This is a genomic window from Variovorax sp. AC194 (genome assembly GCF_979257995.1).
This window is the reverse complement of the sequence record NZ_OZ409823.1, coordinates 1,684,697-1,703,487: the sequence shown is the minus strand read 5'-3', so window position 1 is coordinate 1,703,487 and position 18,791 is coordinate 1,684,697. Positions and strand designations below refer to the sequence as shown.

Annotated in this window: 23 protein-coding genes; 7 read left to right on the top strand and 16 right to left on the bottom strand. The window is 67.0% G+C overall.

What is annotated here, in order from left to right; translation table 11 throughout:
* Positions 1-8: 8 nt before the first annotated feature.
* Complete coding sequence (locus ACZYRS_RS08220; protein WP_463418824.1) at positions 9-2,036, bottom strand: AsmA family protein; 2,028 nt, start codon at positions 2,034-2,036, stop codon at positions 9-11.
* Positions 2,037-2,274: 238 nt separating this feature from the next.
* Here ACZYRS_RS08220 and ACZYRS_RS08215 point away from each other — a divergent pair, with 238 nt between their 5' ends.
* Entirely contained in the window at positions 2,275-2,685 is a 411-nt protein-coding gene (locus ACZYRS_RS08215) for a response regulator (protein ID WP_463418823.1), read from the top strand.
* Between the two features lie 7 nt (positions 2,686-2,692).
* Here ACZYRS_RS08215 and ACZYRS_RS08210 read toward each other — a convergent pair whose 3' ends face one another.
* Positions 2,693-3,325: a response regulator gene (locus ACZYRS_RS08210; RefSeq protein WP_007837167.1), complete on the bottom strand. Its 633-nt coding sequence runs from the start codon at positions 3,323-3,325 to the stop codon at positions 2,693-2,695.
* Positions 3,326-3,456: 131 nt separating this feature from the next.
* Between ACZYRS_RS08210 and ACZYRS_RS08205 the strand changes: the two genes are divergently transcribed.
* From ACZYRS_RS08205 to ACZYRS_RS08180, 6 genes are all read left to right on the top strand, one after another.
* Positions 3,457-4,776 (top strand): CHASE3 domain-containing protein, encoded by a 1,320-nt coding sequence (locus ACZYRS_RS08205; protein WP_463418822.1) that lies wholly within the window; start codon positions 3,457-3,459, stop codon positions 4,774-4,776.
* A gap of 209 nt (positions 4,777-4,985) precedes the next feature.
* A complete protein-coding gene (locus ACZYRS_RS08200; RefSeq protein WP_013543146.1) occupies positions 4,986-5,150 on the top strand; it encodes a DUF1328 domain-containing protein in 165 nt (54 codons plus the stop codon).
* 54 nt (positions 5,151-5,204) lie between these two features.
* The gene (locus ACZYRS_RS08195) at positions 5,205-5,582 is read left to right on the top strand and encodes a hypothetical protein (RefSeq protein WP_093438163.1); all 378 of its coding nucleotides are present in this window, start codon (positions 5,205-5,207) and stop codon (positions 5,580-5,582) included.
* A 38-nt stretch (positions 5,583-5,620) separates the two neighbouring features.
* Positions 5,621-6,004 (top strand): phage holin family protein, encoded by a 384-nt coding sequence (locus ACZYRS_RS08190; RefSeq protein WP_463418821.1) that lies wholly within the window; start codon positions 5,621-5,623, stop codon positions 6,002-6,004.
* The gene (locus ACZYRS_RS08185) at positions 5,991-6,491 is read left to right on the top strand and encodes a hypothetical protein (RefSeq protein WP_463418820.1); all 501 of its coding nucleotides are present in this window, start codon (positions 5,991-5,993) and stop codon (positions 6,489-6,491) included. Before ACZYRS_RS08190 ends, ACZYRS_RS08185 begins: the two co-directional genes overlap by 14 nt.
* On the top strand, positions 6,488-7,048 hold the full coding sequence (locus tag ACZYRS_RS08180; RefSeq protein ID WP_463418819.1) for a ferritin-like domain-containing protein: 561 nt from the start codon (positions 6,488-6,490) through the stop codon (positions 7,046-7,048). Before ACZYRS_RS08185 ends, ACZYRS_RS08180 begins: the two co-directional genes overlap by 4 nt.
* A gap of 84 nt (positions 7,049-7,132) precedes the next feature.
* Here ACZYRS_RS08180 and ACZYRS_RS08175 read toward each other — a convergent pair whose 3' ends face one another.
* The 14 genes from ACZYRS_RS08175 to ACZYRS_RS08110 all read right to left on the bottom strand — a co-directional run bounded on the left by ACZYRS_RS08175 (position 7,133) and on the right by ACZYRS_RS08110 (position 18,783).
* Positions 7,133-7,651, bottom strand: coding sequence for a BON domain-containing protein (locus ACZYRS_RS08175; RefSeq protein WP_463418818.1), 519 nt, complete (start codon positions 7,649-7,651; stop codon positions 7,133-7,135).
* An 87-nt stretch (positions 7,652-7,738) separates the two neighbouring features.
* Positions 7,739-7,936, bottom strand: coding sequence for a CsbD family protein (locus tag ACZYRS_RS08170; protein ID WP_198785160.1), 198 nt, complete (start codon positions 7,934-7,936; stop codon positions 7,739-7,741).
* A 121-nt stretch (positions 7,937-8,057) separates the two neighbouring features.
* Entirely contained in the window at positions 8,058-8,915 is an 858-nt protein-coding gene (locus ACZYRS_RS08165) for a DUF429 domain-containing protein (protein ID WP_463418817.1), read from the bottom strand.
* Between the two features lie 4 nt (positions 8,916-8,919).
* Positions 8,920-9,801 carry an EamA family transporter gene (locus tag ACZYRS_RS08160; protein ID WP_198785158.1) on the bottom strand — a complete coding sequence of 294 codons (882 nt, stop codon included), beginning with the start codon at positions 9,799-9,801 and terminating at the stop codon, positions 8,920-8,922.
* A 12-nt stretch (positions 9,802-9,813) separates the two neighbouring features.
* Positions 9,814-10,236, bottom strand: a complete 423-nt coding sequence (locus ACZYRS_RS08155) for a BLUF domain-containing protein (protein ID WP_042579580.1) — start codon at positions 10,234-10,236, stop codon at positions 9,814-9,816.
* A 2-nt stretch (positions 10,237-10,238) separates the two neighbouring features.
* Positions 10,239-10,970, bottom strand: a complete 732-nt coding sequence (gene folE / locus ACZYRS_RS08150) for a GTP cyclohydrolase I (protein WP_042579581.1) — start codon at positions 10,968-10,970, stop codon at positions 10,239-10,241.
* Positions 10,971-11,043: 73 nt separating this feature from the next.
* Positions 11,044-11,814, bottom strand: a complete 771-nt coding sequence (locus tag ACZYRS_RS08145) for an endonuclease/exonuclease/phosphatase family protein (RefSeq protein ID WP_198785157.1) — start codon at positions 11,812-11,814, stop codon at positions 11,044-11,046.
* Positions 11,811-12,284, bottom strand: coding sequence for a dihydroneopterin triphosphate diphosphatase (nudB, locus tag ACZYRS_RS08140; RefSeq protein ID WP_463418816.1), 474 nt, complete (start codon positions 12,282-12,284; stop codon positions 11,811-11,813). Before nudB ends, ACZYRS_RS08145 begins: the two co-directional genes overlap by 4 nt.
* Before the next feature lie 7 nt (positions 12,285-12,291).
* A complete protein-coding gene (aspS, locus tag ACZYRS_RS08135; protein WP_463418815.1) occupies positions 12,292-14,097 on the bottom strand; it encodes an aspartate--tRNA ligase in 1,806 nt (601 codons plus the stop codon).
* A gap of 37 nt (positions 14,098-14,134) precedes the next feature.
* Complete coding sequence (locus ACZYRS_RS08130; protein WP_042579585.1) at positions 14,135-14,767, bottom strand: DUF502 domain-containing protein; 633 nt, start codon at positions 14,765-14,767, stop codon at positions 14,135-14,137.
* 10 nt (positions 14,768-14,777) lie between these two features.
* A complete protein-coding gene (locus ACZYRS_RS08125; RefSeq protein WP_198785154.1) occupies positions 14,778-15,119 on the bottom strand; it encodes an FmdB family zinc ribbon protein in 342 nt (113 codons plus the stop codon).
* An 83-nt stretch (positions 15,120-15,202) separates the two neighbouring features.
* The gene (locus ACZYRS_RS08120) at positions 15,203-16,651 is read right to left on the bottom strand and encodes a high affinity choline transporter 1 (protein WP_463418814.1); all 1,449 of its coding nucleotides are present in this window, start codon (positions 16,649-16,651) and stop codon (positions 15,203-15,205) included.
* 12 nt (positions 16,652-16,663) lie between these two features.
* The gene (gene ubiB, locus ACZYRS_RS08115; protein WP_198785152.1) at positions 16,664-18,229 is read right to left on the bottom strand and encodes a ubiquinone biosynthesis regulatory protein kinase UbiB; all 1,566 of its coding nucleotides are present in this window, start codon (positions 18,227-18,229) and stop codon (positions 16,664-16,666) included.
* Entirely contained in the window at positions 18,226-18,783 is a 558-nt protein-coding gene (locus tag ACZYRS_RS08110; protein ID WP_198785151.1) for a ubiquinone biosynthesis accessory factor UbiJ, read from the bottom strand. Before ACZYRS_RS08110 ends, ubiB begins: the two co-directional genes overlap by 4 nt.
* Between the last annotated feature and the right edge of the window lie 8 nt (positions 18,784-18,791).

Sequence of the window (18,791 nt, the reverse complement as noted above, 5' to 3'; positions counted from 1 at the left end):
GTTTCAAGCTAAGGCTGCTTCGCGCCCTTGGCGCGGGCTGCGCCCTGGGCCGCGGCACCCGCGGTGGGCTTGTTGGCGTCCGACACCACGTCCTTGCAATCGGCGTCCTGCCCCGGCCCGGTCTCGATGGTCGCGGCCAGCGCGAGCAGCGGGTTGACGGCGCCCAGCGCGAGCGCGGCCAGTCCGCGTCCGGCCAGCGGCCCGACCTCGACCCCCCCCGAAGGCGCGCCGAACGTGCCGCGCACTACCAGCGGCGTGCGCAGCGAAAGGATGTTCTTGGACTTGGGCTCCGGCCGCACGACGAAGTCGAGCGTCTCGTTGGCCAGGCTGGCCTGTCCGGTGGCGGTGAAGACGGCATTGGTCGTGTCCACCACCAGCGTGCGCCCGGTCATCAGGCCCTTGTTGACGTCGAACGCCACGGCCGCGCAACGCAGCTCGACATTGCGGTCGCCGCGCAGCAGGAACTTGATGATGTCCCCGCCCACCAGCGTCGCGAACACCGGCAGCAGGTTGCCGAACTGGCCCCGCCCCGCCAGCACCGCCACGTCGCCCGACGATCCGCCCAGCCACGTGGCCACCGAGTTGCCCGAACCCGAGAGGTTCAGCCGCCCGTCCAGGCGCCCGACGCTGTTGCCCGTGGTTTCCAGCTTGGGGAACAGGCGCGCGAGCTGCATGCCGCGCAGGTCGAGCGAGGCGCGGATGTCCGCCGGATTCTTCGCTGCGTCGATGCGGATCGCGCCGGCCAGCTTGCCGCCGCCCACGCCCAGGTCCAGCGGGTCGAGCGTCAGCACGCCGTCCTTCAGCTTCACCTGCACGCTGCCGCGGTCGAGCGGGATCTCGCGCACGTTCTGGATGCGGTCGGCCGTGTACTTGACGTCGGCGTTCATGGCGCGGAGGCGCTCGAAGTCCAGCGGCGCCGTCGGCAGCACCTTGGCGCCCGCCGGGCGCTTGACCTGGGTGATGCTCGGCGGCGGCGCCACGCCCTCGACCGCGGTGGCCGATCGCGCCGTGGGCGGCAGGCCGATGAGCGGGCCGAGGTCGTCCATGTCCATCACCTTGGAGCGCAGGTCGCCGGCCAGGTGCGGCACCTGGGTGGCCTGGTCGAATTTCATGTCGCCCGCGATGTCGGACAGGCCCAGCTTGCCCTTGAGCCCGGCCACCTGCCAGAGCGTGCCGCGCTTGCTCAGGTCGCCGCTGAGCGCATAGGGCGAGGTTTGCGGCAGCGCGATGCCCAGCAACGGGAACAGCGCGCCCAGCGTCTGGCCCTTGAGCTGGAACTTCGCGTCGATGCCGTCGAGCCCCGCCAGTCCGGACACGGTGCCAGATGCCTTCAGCTTGGTCTGGCCGGCGGCCGCATTGATCTCGAGCGGGAACGGCGGCGCCCCCGCCGCGTCGATCTGCAGCACGTTGCCCGTGCGGCCATCGGCCGTGAGCGGCTGGCCCTTGTAGCGGCCCTTGATGCGGTAGCTCAGCGGCATCTCGCCCAGGCTGGTGTCGTAGTTCACGTCGGCGTGCAGGTCGACGCCCAGATGCTTGGCCAGGAAGTCGATGGCCCCGCTGTCGATCTGCATGAGGCCGATGCTCGGCACCGTGCCGGCGTCGGAGGTGTCCTTGCCGAACGCCCAGGTGCGGCGCCCGTCCTGCTCCATCTGCAGCCCGAGGGTGGGCGAGAACAGCGCCAGGCGCGGAATGACGATCTTGCTCGCGACCAGCGGCCAGATGCGGATGTCGAACTCGGCGCGATCCGCCTTCACGAGATACGGGTCGCGCGCCCACGAAGGGTTGGCGAACTCGATGCCGTCGAACTTGACGGTGGCGGCGCGCCAGCCCAGGTTCACGTCGAGCCGCCGCGTGATCTCGAACTTGCGCCCGGTCTTCTCGCTCACGTAGCGGTTGACCGGCTCGCGCAGCACGTCCCACGGAAAGAACATGAGGACGATCAGCAAGGCGACGAACAGCAGCACGAGCGACGCCAACAATTTCTGCCACAACGGGCGGCGGCCAAGCGGGCGGGGGCCAAAGATGTTCGTAGCCATGACTGCGTGGATAACCCTCTTGAAGCCCTTCACGGGTCGGCAACGGACCGCACCGACCGTGCGGTATTGCCTACGGACGACGCGCCGCAGGCGCCGTCGTCGGAACACGCCTACAACACGCGGACCATGAACCCTGCATGATGCGCTTCGGCGAAGCCTCAAGGTCCACGTGCAGGCATTCCTGGCAGCAGGACGTCAGGAATGCACCCCGCCAACGTGAGAGGAAGCGCGGTTCGGCATGGACTCCAGATTGCAGACATACGTCGTCGAAGACAACCTCACGATCCGTGAAAACCTCATTGGCACCCTGGAAGAACTCACTTGCGCCACGGTCGTCGGATTCGCCGAGACCGAAGACCACGCACGCGCATGGCTGCTGGACACCGGCAACCAATGGGACCTGGCCATCGTCGATCTTTTTCTCAAGCAGGGAAGCGGCTTGGGCGTGCTGCAGGCCTGCAAATCCCGCAAGCCGACCCAGATGCTGGTGGTGCTCAGCAACTATGCGACGCCGGACATCCGGCGGCGCTGCGCCGAGTTCGGCGTCGATGCGGTGTTCGACAAGTCCAACGAAATCGACGCGTTGGTCGATTTCTGCCTGCAGCAGGCGAAGGCATTGCGCGCTTCGCCCTCCACGCCCGGCGCCTAGGTTTTCATCAATCGATGAGCTTGTTCTTCAGCGCGTAGTACGTCAGGTCGCTGTTGGAGGAGAGGTTCATCTTCTCCATCAGGCGCGTGCGGTAGGTGCTCACTGTCTTGACCGACAGCGACAGCGTCTTGGCGATGTCGCCCGCGGTCTCGCCCTTGGCCAGCTTCAGGAACACCTGGAATTCGCGCTCCGAGAGCTGCTCGTGCGGTGCGGCGTCGTCCTTGCGGTCCAGTTGGCGCGCGAGCAGTTCGGCGACGGCCGGCGTGATGTAGCGGCGGCCCAGCGAGATGGTGCGGATGGCGTTCACGATCTCGATCGGATCGCATTCCTTGTTGAGGTAGCCGCTCGCGCCCTGGCGGATCAGGTTCATCGCGTAGTGCTCTTCCGGATAGCCGCTCAGGATGAGGATGCCGACGTCCGGCGCCTTGGCGCGGATCATGGCGAGCGCATCGATGCCGCTCTGGCCGGGCATGGAAAGGTCCATCACCAGCACGTCGAGCTCCGTGGTGCGCACCAGTTCGATGGCTTCGCGCCCGCTGGCCGCCTCGCCCGCCACGCGCAGGTCCACGTGCTCGGAGAAGAACTGCCGGAGCCCCGATCGCACGATGGCGTGGTCGTCCACAATTCCAATTTTGATCATCTGTTACTTTCGTCGTTGTGTTGCGCGCCACCTAGGCCGCAACATGCCGGTCCCTGAATGTTGTCAATTATTCACGAACTTGCGCCGAACGCAGCCTTGAAAGTTTCATGCACTGGTTAGCCCCCCCTCGAATGGCCTTGAGCCTCCTGCTCGCGGCACTGGCTGCCCTGGCCCTGATCGGCATCAACGAGGCCGGCTTTCGCCAGTCCACGCGCTCCCTGGCCGACATCGACGAGGCGCAGAAGGGCCGCGGCGTGGTCAACCAGATCCTGCAGAACATGCTGGACGCCGAAACCGGCCAGCGCGGCTACCTGCTGACGGGCGAGGCCAGCTACCGGCAGCCCTACGACACAGCGATCAAGGAGGTGGACGGCAATCTGGCGACCCTGCGGCAGCTGTACGCCGACCGGCCGGCCGAACTGGCCCAGATCGGCGAACTCTCCAAGCACGTGCTGCGCAAGGTGGCCGAGATGGACATGAGCGTGCGGCTGCGCCAGGACGGCAAGGAAGACGCCTGGAAGTTCGTCATCACCACCGACGTCGGGCGCGAGGAAATGGACGCCATCCGCGCCACCGCGCTGCAGCTGGTCAACGTGAGCAACAAGACCCTGCACGACGGCCAAGTACAGGTGCTGCGCTCGCTGCAGCTCGCGCGCATCGGCACGGCCATCGTGGCGCTCGCGGCGCTGATCGCCTTCTTCCTCTACCTGCGCCAGACGCATGCCTTGCGCTCCATCGGCGAGCGCCAGCAGGAAGCCCTGCAACGCGAACGCAATGCGCTCGAAGACGAGGTGCGCGAGCGCACCGCCTCGCTGGCCGAGCTGGCCACCCACCTGCAGGACGTGCGGGAAAACGAGCGCGGGTATCTCGCGCGCGAACTGCACGACGAGCTCGGCTCGCTGCTCACCGCCGCCAAGCTGGACGTGGCGCGCCTGAAGTCGCGGCTGGCGGAGTCGCCCGACGCCATCCAGCGGCTGCAGCACCTCACGGACCTGCTCAACAGCGGCATCGCGCTCAAGCGCCGCATCATCGAAGACCTGCGGCCCTCGTCGCTCTCGAACCTCGGGCTGGTCGCCTCACTGGAGATCCTGGGGCGCGAATTCGCCGAGCGCTCGGGCCTTCAGGTCGAGATGGCGCTGGAGCCGGTGACGCTGGACGAATCGCGCCAGCTCACGATCTACCGCATGGTGCAGGAGAGCCTGACCAACATCGGCAAGTACGCCGAGGCCGGCGAAGCGACGATCGTGATGAAGAACTACGAGAACCACGTGATCGTGGAAGTCACGGACAACGGCAAGGGCTTCGACACGCAGCGCATGCGCCCGTCCACGCACGGCCTGGCGGGCATGCGCCACCGCGTGGAGGCGGCGCGCGGCAAGCTCACGATCTCCTCGACGCCCGACAGGGGCACGCGCCTGAGCGCGATGCTGCCCGTGGTCAAACCCGTCTGAGCGTCGCTCGCAGGAAACTGCATTCGCGGCATTGCGTCACACCCCGGCGCGGGTGGACTCGGTCGTCTCCTACGCTCCCCGCCCCCGGTCGCTGACAGGGTGCAGGAGGGGCCCCACTTAAGGTTGCTCCTGTGCCATCCGATGCTTCCCATGAAGACCGGATGCGCCGTTCTCAAAAACAACGAGGAAAAGCCTCGAAGGAGTTCCGCATGTTGCATTACGCCGTGGTGTTTCTGGTCATCGCCCTCATTGCCGCCTTGTTCGGCTTCGGTGGGATCGCGGCCAGCGCAGTCGGGATCGCCAAGATCCTTTTCGTGATCTTCGCCGTGCTTGCCATCGCGAGTTTCCTGGCCGGCTTGCTCCGACGCAAGTAGCGTAGTTACGATCAACAGGCTCCCGCATTTCATCTTCCCGGAAAGGACTTTCACATGAACACGACGACCAAGACTCCCTCGCAACTCGCCGACGACGCGCGCCAGACCGCCAACGACGCGGTCGAATCGACCCGCGCCTACGCTCAGAACGCGGTGAATGCGGCGGGCGAAAAGGTCCGCGAACTGCGCCGCGATGCCGAGCCTGCCGTCGAGCAGCTGGCAGCCCGCGTGCAGCAAGCCGTTCAGCGCGGCCTGGACGCCGCATCGACCACCAGCGCACGCGCACAGCGCCGCCTCGAAGCGGCCGCCGACGTCACGGGCCGCTACATCTCCGACCAGCCCGTTCGCTCGGTGCTGCTGGCCGCCGCCGCCGGCGCCGCCATCACGGCGCTCATCGTGCTGGCCAGCCGCCGCAGCCGGGACGACTACTGATCCGCTGAGTTTTCTTCGTTCCCTCGATCCCCGGCACCATGCTTCATCCCATTTTCTCCACGGTGCTCGGGCATCCGGATCTCGTTGCTGAACACCTCGCCAACTACGCCGCCCTCGTCCGCCAGGAATCTGCAGAGGCGGGGCGCGGTCTTGTCGCCCGCATCGTCGCGGGGGTGCTGGCCGCCGCCAGCGTCATGCTGGCCCTCGGGCTGATCGGCGTGGCCGTGCTGCTCGGCGTGCTGCACGGCAGCTTTCACTGGGTGCTGGTGGCCGTGCCGGGCGTCGCGGTGGTGATCGCGGCCATCTGCGGCTGGTACGCGACGCGCCCGAGCCCGGGCTACGGTTTCGAAGACCTGCGCTCGCAACTGGAGGCCGACCTGCAGGCCTTGCGCACTGCCGGAGCTGACCATGACGCGCGATGAACGCCCCTTGCTGACCCCGCAACAGCGCCTGGCCATTTCGCGCCGCGCGCTCGTGAGGCAACTCCATGGCGGCGAGTACGCGCGCGACGAGCGCCATCCGGCCTCCGAACCCTACGACGACGACGACCTCGAATACGCGCACCACGACGCCTCGACCGCGCCGCCCCACGATGCCCGCCCGCACGGCAGGGGCAACGTCTGGGGTGCGGTGGCGCGCAGCGTGGCGCAGCGCTGGTGGCGCCGTCACCCGGCCCATGCGATGGGCCAGCTCGCCCGCCCCTTGCTCGAACACTACGCGCGCAAGGAGCCGGCCAAGCTCATGGCCGCGGCCGCGGCCACCGGCGCATTGCTGGTGCTCGTGAAGCCGTGGCGGCTGCTGTCGGTCACTGCCGTGCTGGCAGCGGTGCTCAAGACATCCGACGTGGCTGACGTCGTCAACACGTTGATGCAGAAGACCTCAAGCCCCCCACGAAAGGACCCTCCATGAAAGCCGATGCTTCCTCCGCCAAGGCAGCGGATTCCCACCAGCGCCTGGTGCTGGACCAGAGCGCCATCGACGCCGCAGGCCAAAGCCTGGACGAAGGCGCCGTCACGCCCAGCTACGGGCCATGGCGCGACGACGTCGTCAAGCTGCTGAACGACGCGCTCGCCACCGAGCTGGTGTGCGTGCTGCGCTACAAGCGCCACTACTTCACCGCCAACGGTGTCGAGTCGCCCGCGATCGCCGAAGAGTTCCTGGTGCACGCCAACGAAGAGTCGGCCCATGCCGACCGCATTGCCGAGCGCATCGTGCAGTTGGGCGGCGAGCCCGATTTCGCCCCGACCCACCTGCTCGACCGCAGCCATGCGAACTACGACGAATCCACCGACCTGCAGGACATGGTGCGCGCCAACCTGGTGGCCGAGCGCATCGCCGTGGAGACGTACCGCCAGATGATCGTGCTGATCGGCGACAAGGACCCGACCACCCGCCGCATGCTCGAGGACATTCTTTCCGACGAGGAAGAACACGCCGACGAGCTGAAGGACTGGCTCGGCCACTGACCGACCGATCAACCGGGCCCAAGCGGCCCGTCCATGAAAAAAGCCCGGACGAACCGGGCTTTTTCATTGGGAAGAGAAGAACGATCAGCTCTTCACTTCGAGCTCGTTGCTCACTGAAGTCACGCCCTGCACGCCCTTGGCGATTTCCTCGGCACGGGCCTTCGCCGCTGCCGTGGGGGCCGGGCCCTTCAGGCTCACGGCGCCGGCCTTGGTGTCGACGTTGATCTTGATCGCGCTCAGGTCCGGGTCCTTTGCCAGGCCCGCGGACACCGACGCGGTGATGGCCGCATCGTCCACCGTCGCGCTCACGGCGGCACCGGCGTCCTTGGCGGCTTCCTTGGCGTTGGCCATGCCGTCCTTCACCTCGGAGGTGGTGCCGGAGGCGTCGAACTTCGCCTTGGCGTCCTTCACGGCCTCGCCGGTCTTGGCGGCGGCGGTTTCGGCGGCCTGCTCGGTCTTGGCGACCGCGCTGTCGAGCTTTTCGCCGGCGGTGCGGTTATCGGACTTGTCGCAGGCGGCCAGCGTCAGCATGGCGCCGGCAACGAGCACGGCGAGCCATGCGCGCGACGGCGGCATGGCGATGCGTTGATGGGGTTTATTCATGAAAATCCTCCTGTCGATCGTTCGCATGGAAATGGAACGAGAAATGGGTTGCGCCGCTTGCAGTGCTTGCGGCGCAACCCGGGTCGGTCACAGCTTGTCGGCGCCCGACTTGATGGCGTCCTTGGCCTTTTCCTTCACGTCGCCGTAGGTCTTCTGCACCTTGCCGGCGGCCTGGTCGGCAACGCCCTCGCCTTCGAGCTTCTCGTTGCCGACGACCTTGCCGGTCACTTCCTTGAGCTTGCCCTTGGCTTCGTCGACGCGGCCTGCCACTTGGTCCTTGTTCATGTCGCTTCCTTCCTGTGTGGATGAGATGCGTGGGCCGGTATGGCCCACTCATTTCAATCTAGTCGCCGCCCGTCGCCCCGGAACGTGGCCGGAGGCCCGAAGCGGCGTAGGACAAGAAGGCTCAAGCCGTGACGATCCATCCTTCAAGCGGATCGAATTGCAAGGGCAATCCGTAGCCGGGGCCGGGGCTCGCAGCCCGCTGCAGGCCCCAGGCGGCTTGCACGAGGCAAAGCACCGCGTCGATGTGGTCGCCGCGGGCGTCGGCCAGCAACTCGGCCCGCTGGTCGGCGCCGAGCTGGAGCCGAAGGCCGAGCCGCGTCGCGCCCGCTTCGAGCGCGGCGAGCAGGTCGGTGCGGGCCGCGAGGCGCTCGGGCGTCTGCTTGGCGAGGTCGTCGCTCTTGTAGCTGCGGCGGCCGATCAACTCGCGCGCCAGCAGGCCCGGGTAGGCCTCCAGCGCGATGCGGTCCGTGCGGCTGCCCACGTGCAGGCCCGGCAGGCTGGCACCGGCCGCCAGCAGCGGTGGCATGCCCGCATGCAGCATGAAGGCGACCGGCGGATTGACCCACTTCATCGAGGGGCTCGACCCGGCGGGCGCATCGGCCGCCCGGTGCGCGAACTTGCCGCCGACGGGCCGCGCGGCGCAGAAGGCGGCGAAGGTGTCGCGGATCTCTGCGCGGCCAAGGCTCGCGTAGTGCGCCATCAGCGGCGCCCATTCGAGCGGCCATTTCAGGTGCTCGACCAGCTCGCGCGGCAGGCTGAAGGGAAAGTCGAAACCGCCGACCCATGTGGGCGTGTCGCGCAGCCATTGGCCCCAGGCCTGGAGCGTTGCAAAGCGATGGAGCCCGGTCAGTGCGACGCTGCCTGCGCCGGCCATCTCGCCGGTGGCCCCGGTGGCCCCGATGGTCCCGATGTCCCCGATGGCCACCACGATCGGCTTGCGTGTCGTCGGCGCGCTCGAGAAATCGCAGCCAAAGAGCATGAGGTCAGCCCAGCGCGAGCGCCACGACGCCGGCCGCGATGAAGAGCGCGCCCAGGAGCCGCAGCAGCCGGTCGCCTTCGCGCAGCAGGTGTCCGCCGATCAGCGCGGCGAACAGCATCGACACCTCGCGCGCCGGTGCGACGTGCGAGATCGGCGCCTGCTGCACCGCGTACAGCACGAGCACATAAGACACCGGGCTCACCGCCGCCACCAGCAGCGCGTATTTCCATTGCGCGCGCCACATGCGCGCGGTGGTCGCGCGGTCTTTCAGCGCCACGGGCGCGAGCAGCACCATGCGCACGAGATTGCCGAAGTAGTCGAGCAGGATCGGCGACATGGCCAGGAACTTGACCGCATAGCTGTCGGCCACCGTGTACGCCGCGATGAAGCCGCCGGTCAGCACGCCGTAGCGAATGCCCTTGAGCACGCGCTCGCGCTGCACCGGGTCATGCGCCTTGCGCCAGAGCTTGGGGCCGCCGGCAACCAGGAACACGCCGCCCACCACGCCCGCGATGCCCGCCACGCCGATCGCGCTGATCCGCTCGCCCAGGAACAGCACCGCCGCGAGCGACGACAGGAGCGGCCCCGAGCCGCGCGCCAGCGGATAGACCACCGTCAGGTCGGACCTGCGGTAGCCGCGCAGCAGCACGATGAAATAGAAGATGTGCAGCACGCCGCTGAGCACGACGAAGCCCCATTCGGTGAGGCCCCAGCCCGGCACCACGTTCCAGCCCAGCGTGATGCCCACGGGCGCCCAGATGAGCATGTTGAACACGCTCGTCTGGAAGCTGAAGCGCACGTCGCCGTTCGCCTTCTTGGCGGCGATGTTCCAGCCGGCGTGGATGATCCCTGCGAGCAGGATCAGCGCGAAGGCGGAGAGCGGCACCCCTCTGGAGGATCAGTGGCGGCCGACGATGGCGGCCGTGGCCATCAGTTCTTCCAGCAGCGCCAGCGACACCTTGCCCGACACCTTGTACGGATCGAGCTCGGGCTTCTCGGAATACTTCAGCAGCGTCGAGGCGTTGAGCTTCGAGAGGTTGACCTGCCCCATCGTCCACCCGCCGAAACGGCGCTCGGAGATTTCCTCGTAGTGCAGCAGCACCACGTCTTTATGGCGCGCATCGCGCTGGATGTGGCCGTAGAGGTCGCTGATGGCGTCGCGCCCGCCCTCGATCGCCTGCAGGAAGGTGCCGGCGCCGTAGCAGAGGATGCCGGTGATGCCGCACGCCGGGTTGTGCGTGCGCGATTTCGTGAGGATCGCCTCGATGGCCGCGGGGCTGGTGTCGACGGCGCGGCTCGCGTAGAGAAGACGGACCAGCATGTTCAGCTCTTTCTGGGCAACAGGGAAAGGAATTCGCGGCGCAGGCTCGGGTCTTTGAGGAACACGCCGCGCATCACGGAATTGATCATCTTGCTGTCCATTTCCTTCACGCCGCGCCAGGCCATGCAGAAGTGCTCGGCTTCCATGACGAGCGCGAGGCCGTCGGGCTGCGTCTTTTCCTGGATCAGGTCGGCCAGCTGCACCACGGCCTCTTCCTGGATCTGCGGGCGGCCCATGACCCATTCGGCCAGGCGCGCGTACTTCGAGAGGCCAATCACGTTGGTGTGCTCGTTGGGCATCACGCCGATCCACAGCTTGCCGATGATCGGGCAGAAGTGGTGCGAGCAGGCGCTGCGCACGGTGATCGGGCCGACGATCATCAGCTCGTTCAGGTGCTCGGCGTTGGGGAATTCGGTGAGGGCAGGCGGCGGCACGTAGCGGCCGCGGAACACCTCGTTCAAGTACATCTTGGCGACACGGCGCGCGGTGTTGTCGGTGTTGTGGTCGTTCGCCACGTCGATGACCAGGCTCTCGAGCACGGCCTTCATCTTGACCTCGACCTCGTCGAGCAGCGACTCCAGCTCGCCCGGCTCGATGAACTCGGCGATGTTGTCGTTGGCGTTGAAGCGCTTGCGCGCTGCATTCAGGCGCTCGCGGATCTTGACGGAGACGGGCGTGCCCTCGTCATCGTCTTTTCGATCGGGGAGCGGTTCGACGTCGGTTTTCCTCAGCATGGCGGGGATCGTACCAGTGAATGACTCCAGGGCATTCAGGCTGCAACGCCCGCCCCTTCTCGGAGAGATGCTATCAATTAGGTAGCGAGAAATCGGCTACCAGCGGCAGGTGATCGGACATGCGGGCCCAGATCGGACCGCGCGGCACGGAGCACGACACGGGCTCGAGCTTGCGGCCGTAGACGAAATCGAGCTGCGCCACCGGCAGGCGCGAGGGGTAGGTGAGCGTGCGCGGGCCGCGCAGGTCGCTCGCGTCGCGCAGGCCCATCGCGTTCATGGCGTAGCGCATGCGCGCGCCCCAGTCGTTGAAATCGCCGGCCACCACCACGGCTTCGCCGGCCGGCACTTCACGGTCGATGAACTCGCGCAGGCGCGCGATCTGCCGCACGCGGCTGCCCTTGATGAGGCCCAGGTGCACCACGATGGCATGCACCGGCTGGCCTTCGACCTCGATCACGACGTGCAGCAGCCCGCGCTGCTCGAAGCGGTGGTCGGAGATGTCCTGGTGGCCGGTGCGGATCACGGGCCAGCGCGTGAGCAGCGCATTGCCGTGCTCGCCGTGGCGCGTGACGGCGTTGGTCTCGTAGACCGCGGTGTAGCCCTCGGGCGCGAGGAAATCGGCCTGCGGCAGCTCGGGCCAGCGCGCGAAGCGGGCCGCGGCCTGCCGGTTCATCTTGCGCACTTCCTGCAGGCAGATGATGTCGGCGTCGAGCTGTTCGATGGCGTGGCCGAGGTTGTGGATCTCCAGGCGCCGGGCGGGCCCGATGCCCTGCACACCCTTGTGGATGTTGTAGGTCGCGACCCGGAGGCTGTGCGCTGCTGCTGGTGCTGCCGGCTGGTTCATCGCGCAAATTCTGGCAGCAACAGAATGGCTTCGGCGTTCGACGGGGAAAAGCACGCATCGGCCGCCGCCTGGTACGGCAGCCATTGCCAGTCGGTGTGTTCGCCCGGCGCGAGCCGGGGCGTCAGGCGCTCGGGCACACAGAGGCCGAACAGGTGCTCGGTGTTGTGCGTGACGCCGGGTTCGTAGCGCGCACGCCAGCCGGGGTAGATCTCGTAGATGTTGCGCAACTGCCAGTCGACCAGCTGCGAGGCGAGCGCAGTGCCCTCGCCGCATTCGATGCCGGTTTCCTCGGCCACCTCGCGCGCGGCGGTGAGCGCGAGCGGCTCGTCGATCGCGTCCTTGCTGCCGGTGACCGATTGCCAGAAGTCGTTGGCATCGGCGCGCCGGATCAGCAGCACGTCGAGCGCCGGCGTGTGAATGACGACCAGCACCGACTCCGGGATCTTCCAGGGCCGGGGGCTCGTCGTCATGGGCGCATCACACAGCTTGGGGGGTGTTGCGCAGCTTGATGTGCAGTTCGCGCAGCTGCTTCTCGTCGACCGGGCTGGGCGCCTGCGTCAGCAGGTCCTGCGCGCGCTGGGTCTTGGGGAAGGCGATCACGTCGCGGATCGACTCGGCGCCAGTCATGAGCATCACGAGGCGATCGAGGCCGATGGCGATGCCGCCGTGCGGCGGGGCGCCGTACTGCAGCGCGTCGAGCAGGAAGCCGAACTTGAGCTGCGCGTCCTCGGCGCTGATCTTCAGCGCGCGGAACACCTTGCTCTGCACTTCCTCGCGGTGGATACGCACCGAGCCGCCGCCCATCTCGATGCCGTTGAGCACCATGTCGTAGGCCTTGGCGATGCACTTCTCGGGGGCGGTGTCCATGAGGTCTTCATGGCCGTCCTTCGGTGCGGTGAACGGGTGGTGCACGGCGCTCCAGCGCTGGCCTTCCTCGTCGAACTCGAACATCGGGAAATCGACCACCCAGAGCGGCGCCCAGCGGTCGTCGAACAGGCCGCTCTTCTTGCCGAAGGCGCTGTGGCCGATCTTCACGCGCAGCGCGCCGATGGCGTCGTTGACGACCTTTTCCTTGTCCGCGCCGAAGAACAGGATGTCGCCGTTGCGCGCACCCGTGCGGGCGATGATCTCGGCCAGCGTGGCGTCGTCCAGGTTCTTCACGATCGGGCTTTGCAGGCCGTCGCGGCCGGCTGCCGCATCGTTCACCTTGATGTAGGCCAGGCCCTTGGCGCCGTAGATCTTGACGAACTCTTGGTACGCGTCGATTTCACCGCGCGACAAGCCGCCCTCGCCGCCGCCGCCAGGCACGCGCAATGCGACCACGCGACCGTCCTTTTGCGTCGCGGCGTTCGAGAACACCTTGAACTCGACCCGCTTCATCAGCTCGGTGAGTTCGGTGAATTCGAGCTTCACGCGCAGGTCGGGCTTGTCCGAGCCGTACTTGAACATCGCGTCGCCGTACGTCATGGTCGGGAACACCGGCAGGTCGATGCCCGCGGCGTTGCGGAACACGGTGCGGATCATCCCTTCGAACATCTCGCGGATTTCCTCTTCGGCGAGGAAGGAGGTCTCGATGTCGATCTGCGTGAATTCGGGCTGGCGGTCGGCGCGCAGGTCTTCGTCGCGGAAGCACTTGACGATCTGGTAGTAGCGGTCGTAGCCGGCCACCATCAGCAGTTGCTTGAAGAGCTGAGGCGACTGCGGCAGCGCGAAGAAGCTGCCGTCGTGCACGCGGCTGGGCACGAGGTAGTCGCGCGCGCCTTCGGGCGTGGACTTGCCCAGCATCGGCGTCTCGATGTCGATGAAGCCGTTGGCGTCGAGGAACTTGCGCGTCTCCATCGTCACCTTGTAGCGCAGCATCATGTTGCGCTGCATGGCCGGGCGGCGCAGGTCGAGCACGCGGTGCGTGAGGCGGGTGGTTTCCGAGAGGTTGTCGTCGTCCAAGAGGAACGGCGGCGTGACCGACGGGTTGAGCACCTTGAGCTCGTGGCACAGCACTTCGATCTTGCCGCTCTTCAAGCTGTCGTTGGTCGTGCCTTCGGGGCGCGCGCGCACGAGGCCGGTGATCTGCACGCAGAACTCGTTGCGCAGGTTCTCGGCAACGGCGAAGGTGGAGGCGCGATCGGGATCGCACACCACCTGCACGTAGCCTTCGCGGTCGCGCACGTCGATGAAGATCACGCCGCCGTGGTCGCGCCGGCGGTTGACCCAGCCGCAAAGGGTGACGGTCTGGCCCATCAGGGCTTCGGTCACGAGACCGCAATAGTGAGTACGCATGGCCATGGAGATGACTTCCGGCGCCGTCGTGGCGCGTTCGTTTTTATGAGTTGGATGGCTTGATCGCCACCGTGGAGGGGCCGCCTGGAACGACCACGCCCATCGAGACGATGTACTTGAGCGCTTCGTCCACGCTCATCTTCAGTTCGATGCAGTCGCTGCGCTTGAGCATCACGAAATAGCCGCCCGTGGGGTTGGGCGTGGTCGGCACGTAGACGCTGAGGAATTCCTCGGTGCCCAGGTGCTCGGCCACCTCGTTGCCCGGCGCGCCGGTCACGAAGGCAATGGTCCACACGTTCTCGCGCGGCCACTGCACCAGCACCGCCGTGCGGAACGCGTTGCCGTTCTCGGAGAACAGCGTGTCGGAGACCTGCTTGACGCTCGAATAGATGGAGCGCACGACCGGAATGCGCCGCACCACGGCGTCGCCCCAACCGAGCAGCCGTTTGCCGACGAAGTTGCTCGCGATGGCGCCGACCACCAGCAGGATTGCGAGCGTGAGCAGCACGCCCAGGCCGCGGATGTTGTTCTCGAACAGCCACTTCTGCCACATGACCGGCAGCACCCAGAGCGTCTGGTCCAGCGTGTCGATGATCCACTTGAGCACCGCCAGGGTGATGAACAGCGGAACGATCACCAGCAAGCCGGAGAACAACCATTTGCGCAGGGCGAGCATGGGTGTGATCTCAGTCGCCGCTCTTGGCGGCTGGGGCGGGGGCAGCGGCGGGAGCCGGCGCGGGCGCGGGGCTCGGCGCGGCGGCGCTGGAGGAAGAGGAAGAAGACTCGGCGGGCTTGGCACCTTCGCTCGCCGCGGGCGCGGTGGCCGGCTCGGCCTTCTTGCCGCCGCCTTCGCGGAAATCGGTCACGTACCAGCCCGAGCCCTTGAGCTGGAAACCGGCGGCCGTGACCTGCTTTTCGAAGGCGCTGGCGCCGCACGCCGGGCACACCGTGAGGGGCGCGTCGGACATCTTCTGCAAAGCGTCCTTGGCAAAGCCGCAGGCGCTGCACTTGTAGGCGTAGATGGGCATGGGGAAATAGGGTCCGGAAAGCGGCGCAGCTGCCGCTCGCAAAGCCCTCGATTATAAGGGCCCACCCTGCCGCCGGGGCGGTTTCAGGCCGGCTCGGTGGCCAGCGGCCGGTGCGGCGTGTGAGTGTTCGCTACCCACTGCGGCAGCAGCGAGCCGGCCACCATGCCCGTGAACGAGGCCAGCACGCCCGCCAGCTGCGCCGGGAACACGGCGCCCCAGGGCATGGCCAGGAACAGCAGCCAGGTGCCGATGCCCAGAAGAATCGACGCGATCGCCCCCTGCGTGGTGGCGCGGCGCCAGTAGAGGCCGCACACCAGCGGCACGAACGCGCCCACCAGCGGCACCTGGTAGGCGCCCGAGACCAGTTCGTAGATCGGCGTGCCCTGCATGCGGATGGCATAGGCCAGCACGGCGGCGCTGAACAGCAGCACCGTGATGCGCATGGTCCGCAGGTTCTCGCGGTCGGTGCCCGACGGGCGGAACTGGCGCCAGATGTTCTCGGTGAAGGTGACGCTCGGGGCCAGCAGCGTGGCCGAGGCGGTCGACTTGATGGCCGAGAGCAGCGCGCCGAAGAACAGCACCTGCATCACGAACGGCATCTTCTGCAGCACCAGCGTGGGCAGCACCTTCTGCGGATCTTCCTTCAGCAGCACGGCCACCTCCTCCGGCATGATCAGGAGCGCGCTGGCCACCAGGAACATCGGCACGAAGGCGAAGAGGATGTACGCCACGCCGCCGATCACCGGCCCGCGCGTGGCGGCCTTGACGCTGTTGGCCGACATCACGCGCTGGAACACGTCCTGCTGGGGAATGGAGCCCAGCATCATCGTGATGGCCGCGGCGAAGAAGAACACCATGTCGTGCCAGTTGGGCTCGGGCCAGAACTTGAAGAGGTCCTTGCTGACCGCGAAGGCCACCACCTTGTCGGCGCCGCCGGCCATGTTGCCCGCGAACATGGCGATGATCGCCAGGCCCGAGACCAGGATGATCATCTGGATGAAGTCGGTCACCGCCACCGACCACATGCCGCCGAAGAGCGTGTAGGCCAGGATCGAGATCACCCCGATCACCATGCCCAGCGGAATGCCGATGGCGCCGGCCGACAGCACGTTGAACACCAGCCCCAGCGCCGTGACCTGCGCCGAGACCCAGCCCAGGTAGCTCAGCATGATGATGAGCGTGCAGGCCACCTCGACGCTGCGGCCGTAGCGCTCGCGGTAGTAGTCGCTGATGGTCAGGAGCGTCATGCGGTAGAGCTTGCCCGCGAAGAACAGGCCCACCAGGATCAGGCAGGTGCCCGCGCCGAACGGGTCTTCGACCACGCCGTTGAGCCCGCCCTCGATGAACTTGGCCGGGATGCCGAGCACCGTCTCGGACCCGAACCAGGTCGCGAAGGTGGTCGTGACGATCATGAAGAGCGGCAGGTGCCGCCCCGCGATGGCGAAGTCGGTGGTGTTCTTCACCCGCTTGGCGGCATAGAGCCCGATGGCGATGGTGACCAGCAGATAGACGACAACCAACGTCAGCAGCACGGGGAATCTCCTCTAGAACAACTTCACACGCACCAGCAATTGCATGGCGAGCAACCCCAATACAAAACCTATGCCACCGTAGATGATGGTCTGCAGCAACTTGTTGGTGCGCTTTTGCGCGGCCAGCAGCTCCAGCAGTTCGCGTCGGTGATCGGGTGGCCGATTCTCAAGGAAATCGTGAAGCAATCGAGGTAATTGCGGCAGCAATTTTGCGTAGCGTGGCGCTTCGGCCTTGAGTTGCTGGAACAGCTTCTTCGGCCCGATCTGGTCGACCATCCATTTCTCGAGGAAAGGCTTGGCGGTGTGCCAGAGGTCGAGCTCGGGGTCCAGCTGGCGGCCAAGGCCCTCGATGTTGAGCAGCGTCTTCTGCAGCAGCACCAGCTGCGGCTGGATCTCGACGTGAAAGCGCCGCGAGGTCTGGAAGAGGCGCATCAGCACCATGCCGAGCGAAATTTCCTTCAGCGGCCGGTCGAAATACGGCTCGCAGACGGTGCGGATCGCTGCCTCCAGCTCGTCGATGCGCGTGCCCTCGGGCACCCAGCCGCTTTCCAGGTGCAGCTCGGCCACTCGCTTGTAGTCGCGCCGGAAGAACGCCACGAAGTTCTGCGCGAGGTATTCCTTGTCCGACTCGGTGAGCGTGCCGATGATCCCGAAATCCAGCGAGATGTAGCGCCCGAAAGTCTCGGGCGCGAGACTCACCTGGATGTTGCCCGGGTGCATGTCGGCGTGGAAGAAACCGTCGCGAAACACCTGCGTGAAGAAGATCGTGACGCCGTCGCGCGCGAGCTTCGGGATGTCGACGCCGGCCGCGCGCAAGCGGTCGAGCTGGGCGATGGGCACGCCGTTCATGCGCTCCATCACGATCACCTCGGGGTGGCAGAAATCCCAGAACATCTCGGGGATCAGCACCAGGTCCAGCTCGGCCATGTTGCGGCGCAGCTGGGCCGCGTTGGCGGCCTCGCGCACCAGGTCGAGCTCGTCGTGCAGGTACTTGTCGAACTCGCCCACCACCTCGCGTGGCTTCAGGCGCTTGCCGTCGGGCGAGAGCTTCTCGACCCAGCCGGCCATCATGGCCATGAGCGCCAGGTCCTTCTCGATCACGCCGCGCATGTTGGGGCGCAGCACCTTGACCGCGACGTCTCGGATCTCGCCCTGGTTGGTGCGGATGGTCGCGAAGTGCACCTGCGCGATCGAGGCGCTCGCGATCGGCGTCTCGTCGAACTGCACGAAGACATCGCCCACCGGACGGCGGAACGCGCGCTCGATGGTCGCCACGGCCACGGCCGAAGGGAACGGCGGCACGCGGTCCTGCAGGAAGGCGAGTTCGTCGGCGATGTCGGGCGGCAGCAGGTCGCGCCGGGTCGACAGCACCTGGCCGAACTTCACGAAGATGGGGCCCAGGCGCTCGAGCGCCTCGCGCAGCCGCTGGCCGCGCGGCGCATCGAGGTTGCGGCCGACGGAGACGACGCGGGCCACCACGCGCAGCCAGGGCTTCTGGAAGCTCGTGAGCACGAGCTCGTCCAGGCCGTAGCGCAGCGCGACCCAGACGATGAACAGGCCGCGGTAGAAGCGCCTCATTCGGCCGAGCCCGCCGAACCGCCGGCCTTGGCCGTGCGGTCGCCGACGAACTGGCGCAGCGCGGCGGCGACACGCCGCACGCCGTTGCCCAGAGTGTGCGCGGGCACATCGCCGATCACGCGCGCGAGGTCGTCCTCGACGTCCCAGCGCACATGGTCGACCAGCCAGTTGACCTCGGCGGCCAGCTGCACGTCGCCGACGATCTGCACCGAGGGCTTGTCGCCGCGCAGCGTGGCGCGGGCGATCTCGAAGGGGGATTCGTCGGTGACGGTGAGCGTGAGTTCAGGAGTCGAGCCGGGCGGCGCCAGGTCGAGCAGGCCGGCCGGCGTGGCCACCAGCTCCATGGTCACGAAGCGCCACTGGAAGCGCACCACCCTGCCCTGCTGGCGCAGCAGCCGCTGCTGGGCCTCGGGCTCCTGCTGCAGCACGTGGTTGAGAAACAGGACCGCGCGGTGCTGGACCTCGTGGACCGCCCAGTCCGGCGGCTGCAGGCGCTCGCCGATGCGGTTGAAGAGGTCGCCGAGAAAAGAAAAAGGGGACGATGGTGTGGCCATGTCCCCAT

What these genes read in the sequence shown, in the direction of transcription:
- ACZYRS_RS08175 (WP_463418818.1), bottom strand. Translation starts at nt 7,651, where the DNA reads ATGAATAAACCCCATCAACGCATCGCCATGCCGCCGTCGCGCGCATGG.
- folE (WP_042579581.1), bottom strand. Translation starts at nt 10,970, where the DNA reads ATGCTGAGGAAAACCGACGTCGAACCGCTCCCCGATCGAAAAGACGAT.
- ACZYRS_RS08190 (WP_463418821.1), top strand. Translation starts at nt 5,621, where the DNA reads ATGCTTCATCCCATTTTCTCCACGGTGCTCGGGCATCCGGATCTCGTT.
- ACZYRS_RS08220 (WP_463418824.1), bottom strand. Translation starts at nt 2,036, where the DNA reads ATGGCTACGAACATCTTTGGCCCCCGCCCGCTTGGCCGCCGCCCGTTG.
- ubiB (WP_198785152.1), bottom strand. Translation starts at nt 18,229, where the DNA reads ATGAGGCGCTTCTACCGCGGCCTGTTCATCGTCTGGGTCGCGCTGCGC.
- ACZYRS_RS08205 (WP_463418822.1), top strand. Translation starts at nt 3,457, where the DNA reads ATGGCCTTGAGCCTCCTGCTCGCGGCACTGGCTGCCCTGGCCCTGATC.
- ACZYRS_RS08200 (WP_013543146.1), top strand. Translation starts at nt 4,986, where the DNA reads ATGTTGCATTACGCCGTGGTGTTTCTGGTCATCGCCCTCATTGCCGCC.
- ACZYRS_RS08180 (WP_463418819.1), top strand. Translation starts at nt 6,488, where the DNA reads ATGAAAGCCGATGCTTCCTCCGCCAAGGCAGCGGATTCCCACCAGCGC.
- ACZYRS_RS08210 (WP_007837167.1), bottom strand. Translation starts at nt 3,325, where the DNA reads ATGATCAAAATTGGAATTGTGGACGACCACGCCATCGTGCGATCGGGG.
- ACZYRS_RS08145 (WP_198785157.1), bottom strand. Translation starts at nt 11,814, where the DNA reads ATGAACCAGCCGGCAGCACCAGCAGCAGCGCACAGCCTCCGGGTCGCG.
- ACZYRS_RS08215 (WP_463418823.1), top strand. Translation starts at nt 2,275, where the DNA reads ATGGACTCCAGATTGCAGACATACGTCGTCGAAGACAACCTCACGATC.
- ACZYRS_RS08110 (WP_198785151.1), bottom strand. Translation starts at nt 18,783, where the DNA reads ATGGCCACACCATCGTCCCCTTTTTCTTTTCTCGGCGACCTCTTCAAC.
- ACZYRS_RS08165 (WP_463418817.1), bottom strand. Translation starts at nt 8,915, where the DNA reads ATGCTCTTTGGCTGCGATTTCTCGAGCGCGCCGACGACACGCAAGCCG.
- ACZYRS_RS08130 (WP_042579585.1), bottom strand. Translation starts at nt 14,767, where the DNA reads ATGCTCGCCCTGCGCAAATGGTTGTTCTCCGGCTTGCTGGTGATCGTT.
- ACZYRS_RS08155 (WP_042579580.1), bottom strand. Translation starts at nt 10,236, where the DNA reads ATGCTGGTCCGTCTTCTCTACGCGAGCCGCGCCGTCGACACCAGCCCC.
- ACZYRS_RS08195 (WP_093438163.1), top strand. Translation starts at nt 5,205, where the DNA reads ATGAACACGACGACCAAGACTCCCTCGCAACTCGCCGACGACGCGCGC.
- ACZYRS_RS08185 (WP_463418820.1), top strand. Translation starts at nt 5,991, where the DNA reads ATGACGCGCGATGAACGCCCCTTGCTGACCCCGCAACAGCGCCTGGCC.
- ACZYRS_RS08170 (WP_198785160.1), bottom strand. Translation starts at nt 7,936, where the DNA reads ATGAACAAGGACCAAGTGGCAGGCCGCGTCGACGAAGCCAAGGGCAAG.
- ACZYRS_RS08125 (WP_198785154.1), bottom strand. Translation starts at nt 15,119, where the DNA reads ATGCCCATCTACGCCTACAAGTGCAGCGCCTGCGGCTTTGCCAAGGAC.
- aspS (WP_463418815.1), bottom strand. Translation starts at nt 14,097, where the DNA reads ATGGCCATGCGTACTCACTATTGCGGTCTCGTGACCGAAGCCCTGATG.
- nudB (WP_463418816.1), bottom strand. Translation starts at nt 12,284, where the DNA reads ATGACGACGAGCCCCCGGCCCTGGAAGATCCCGGAGTCGGTGCTGGTC.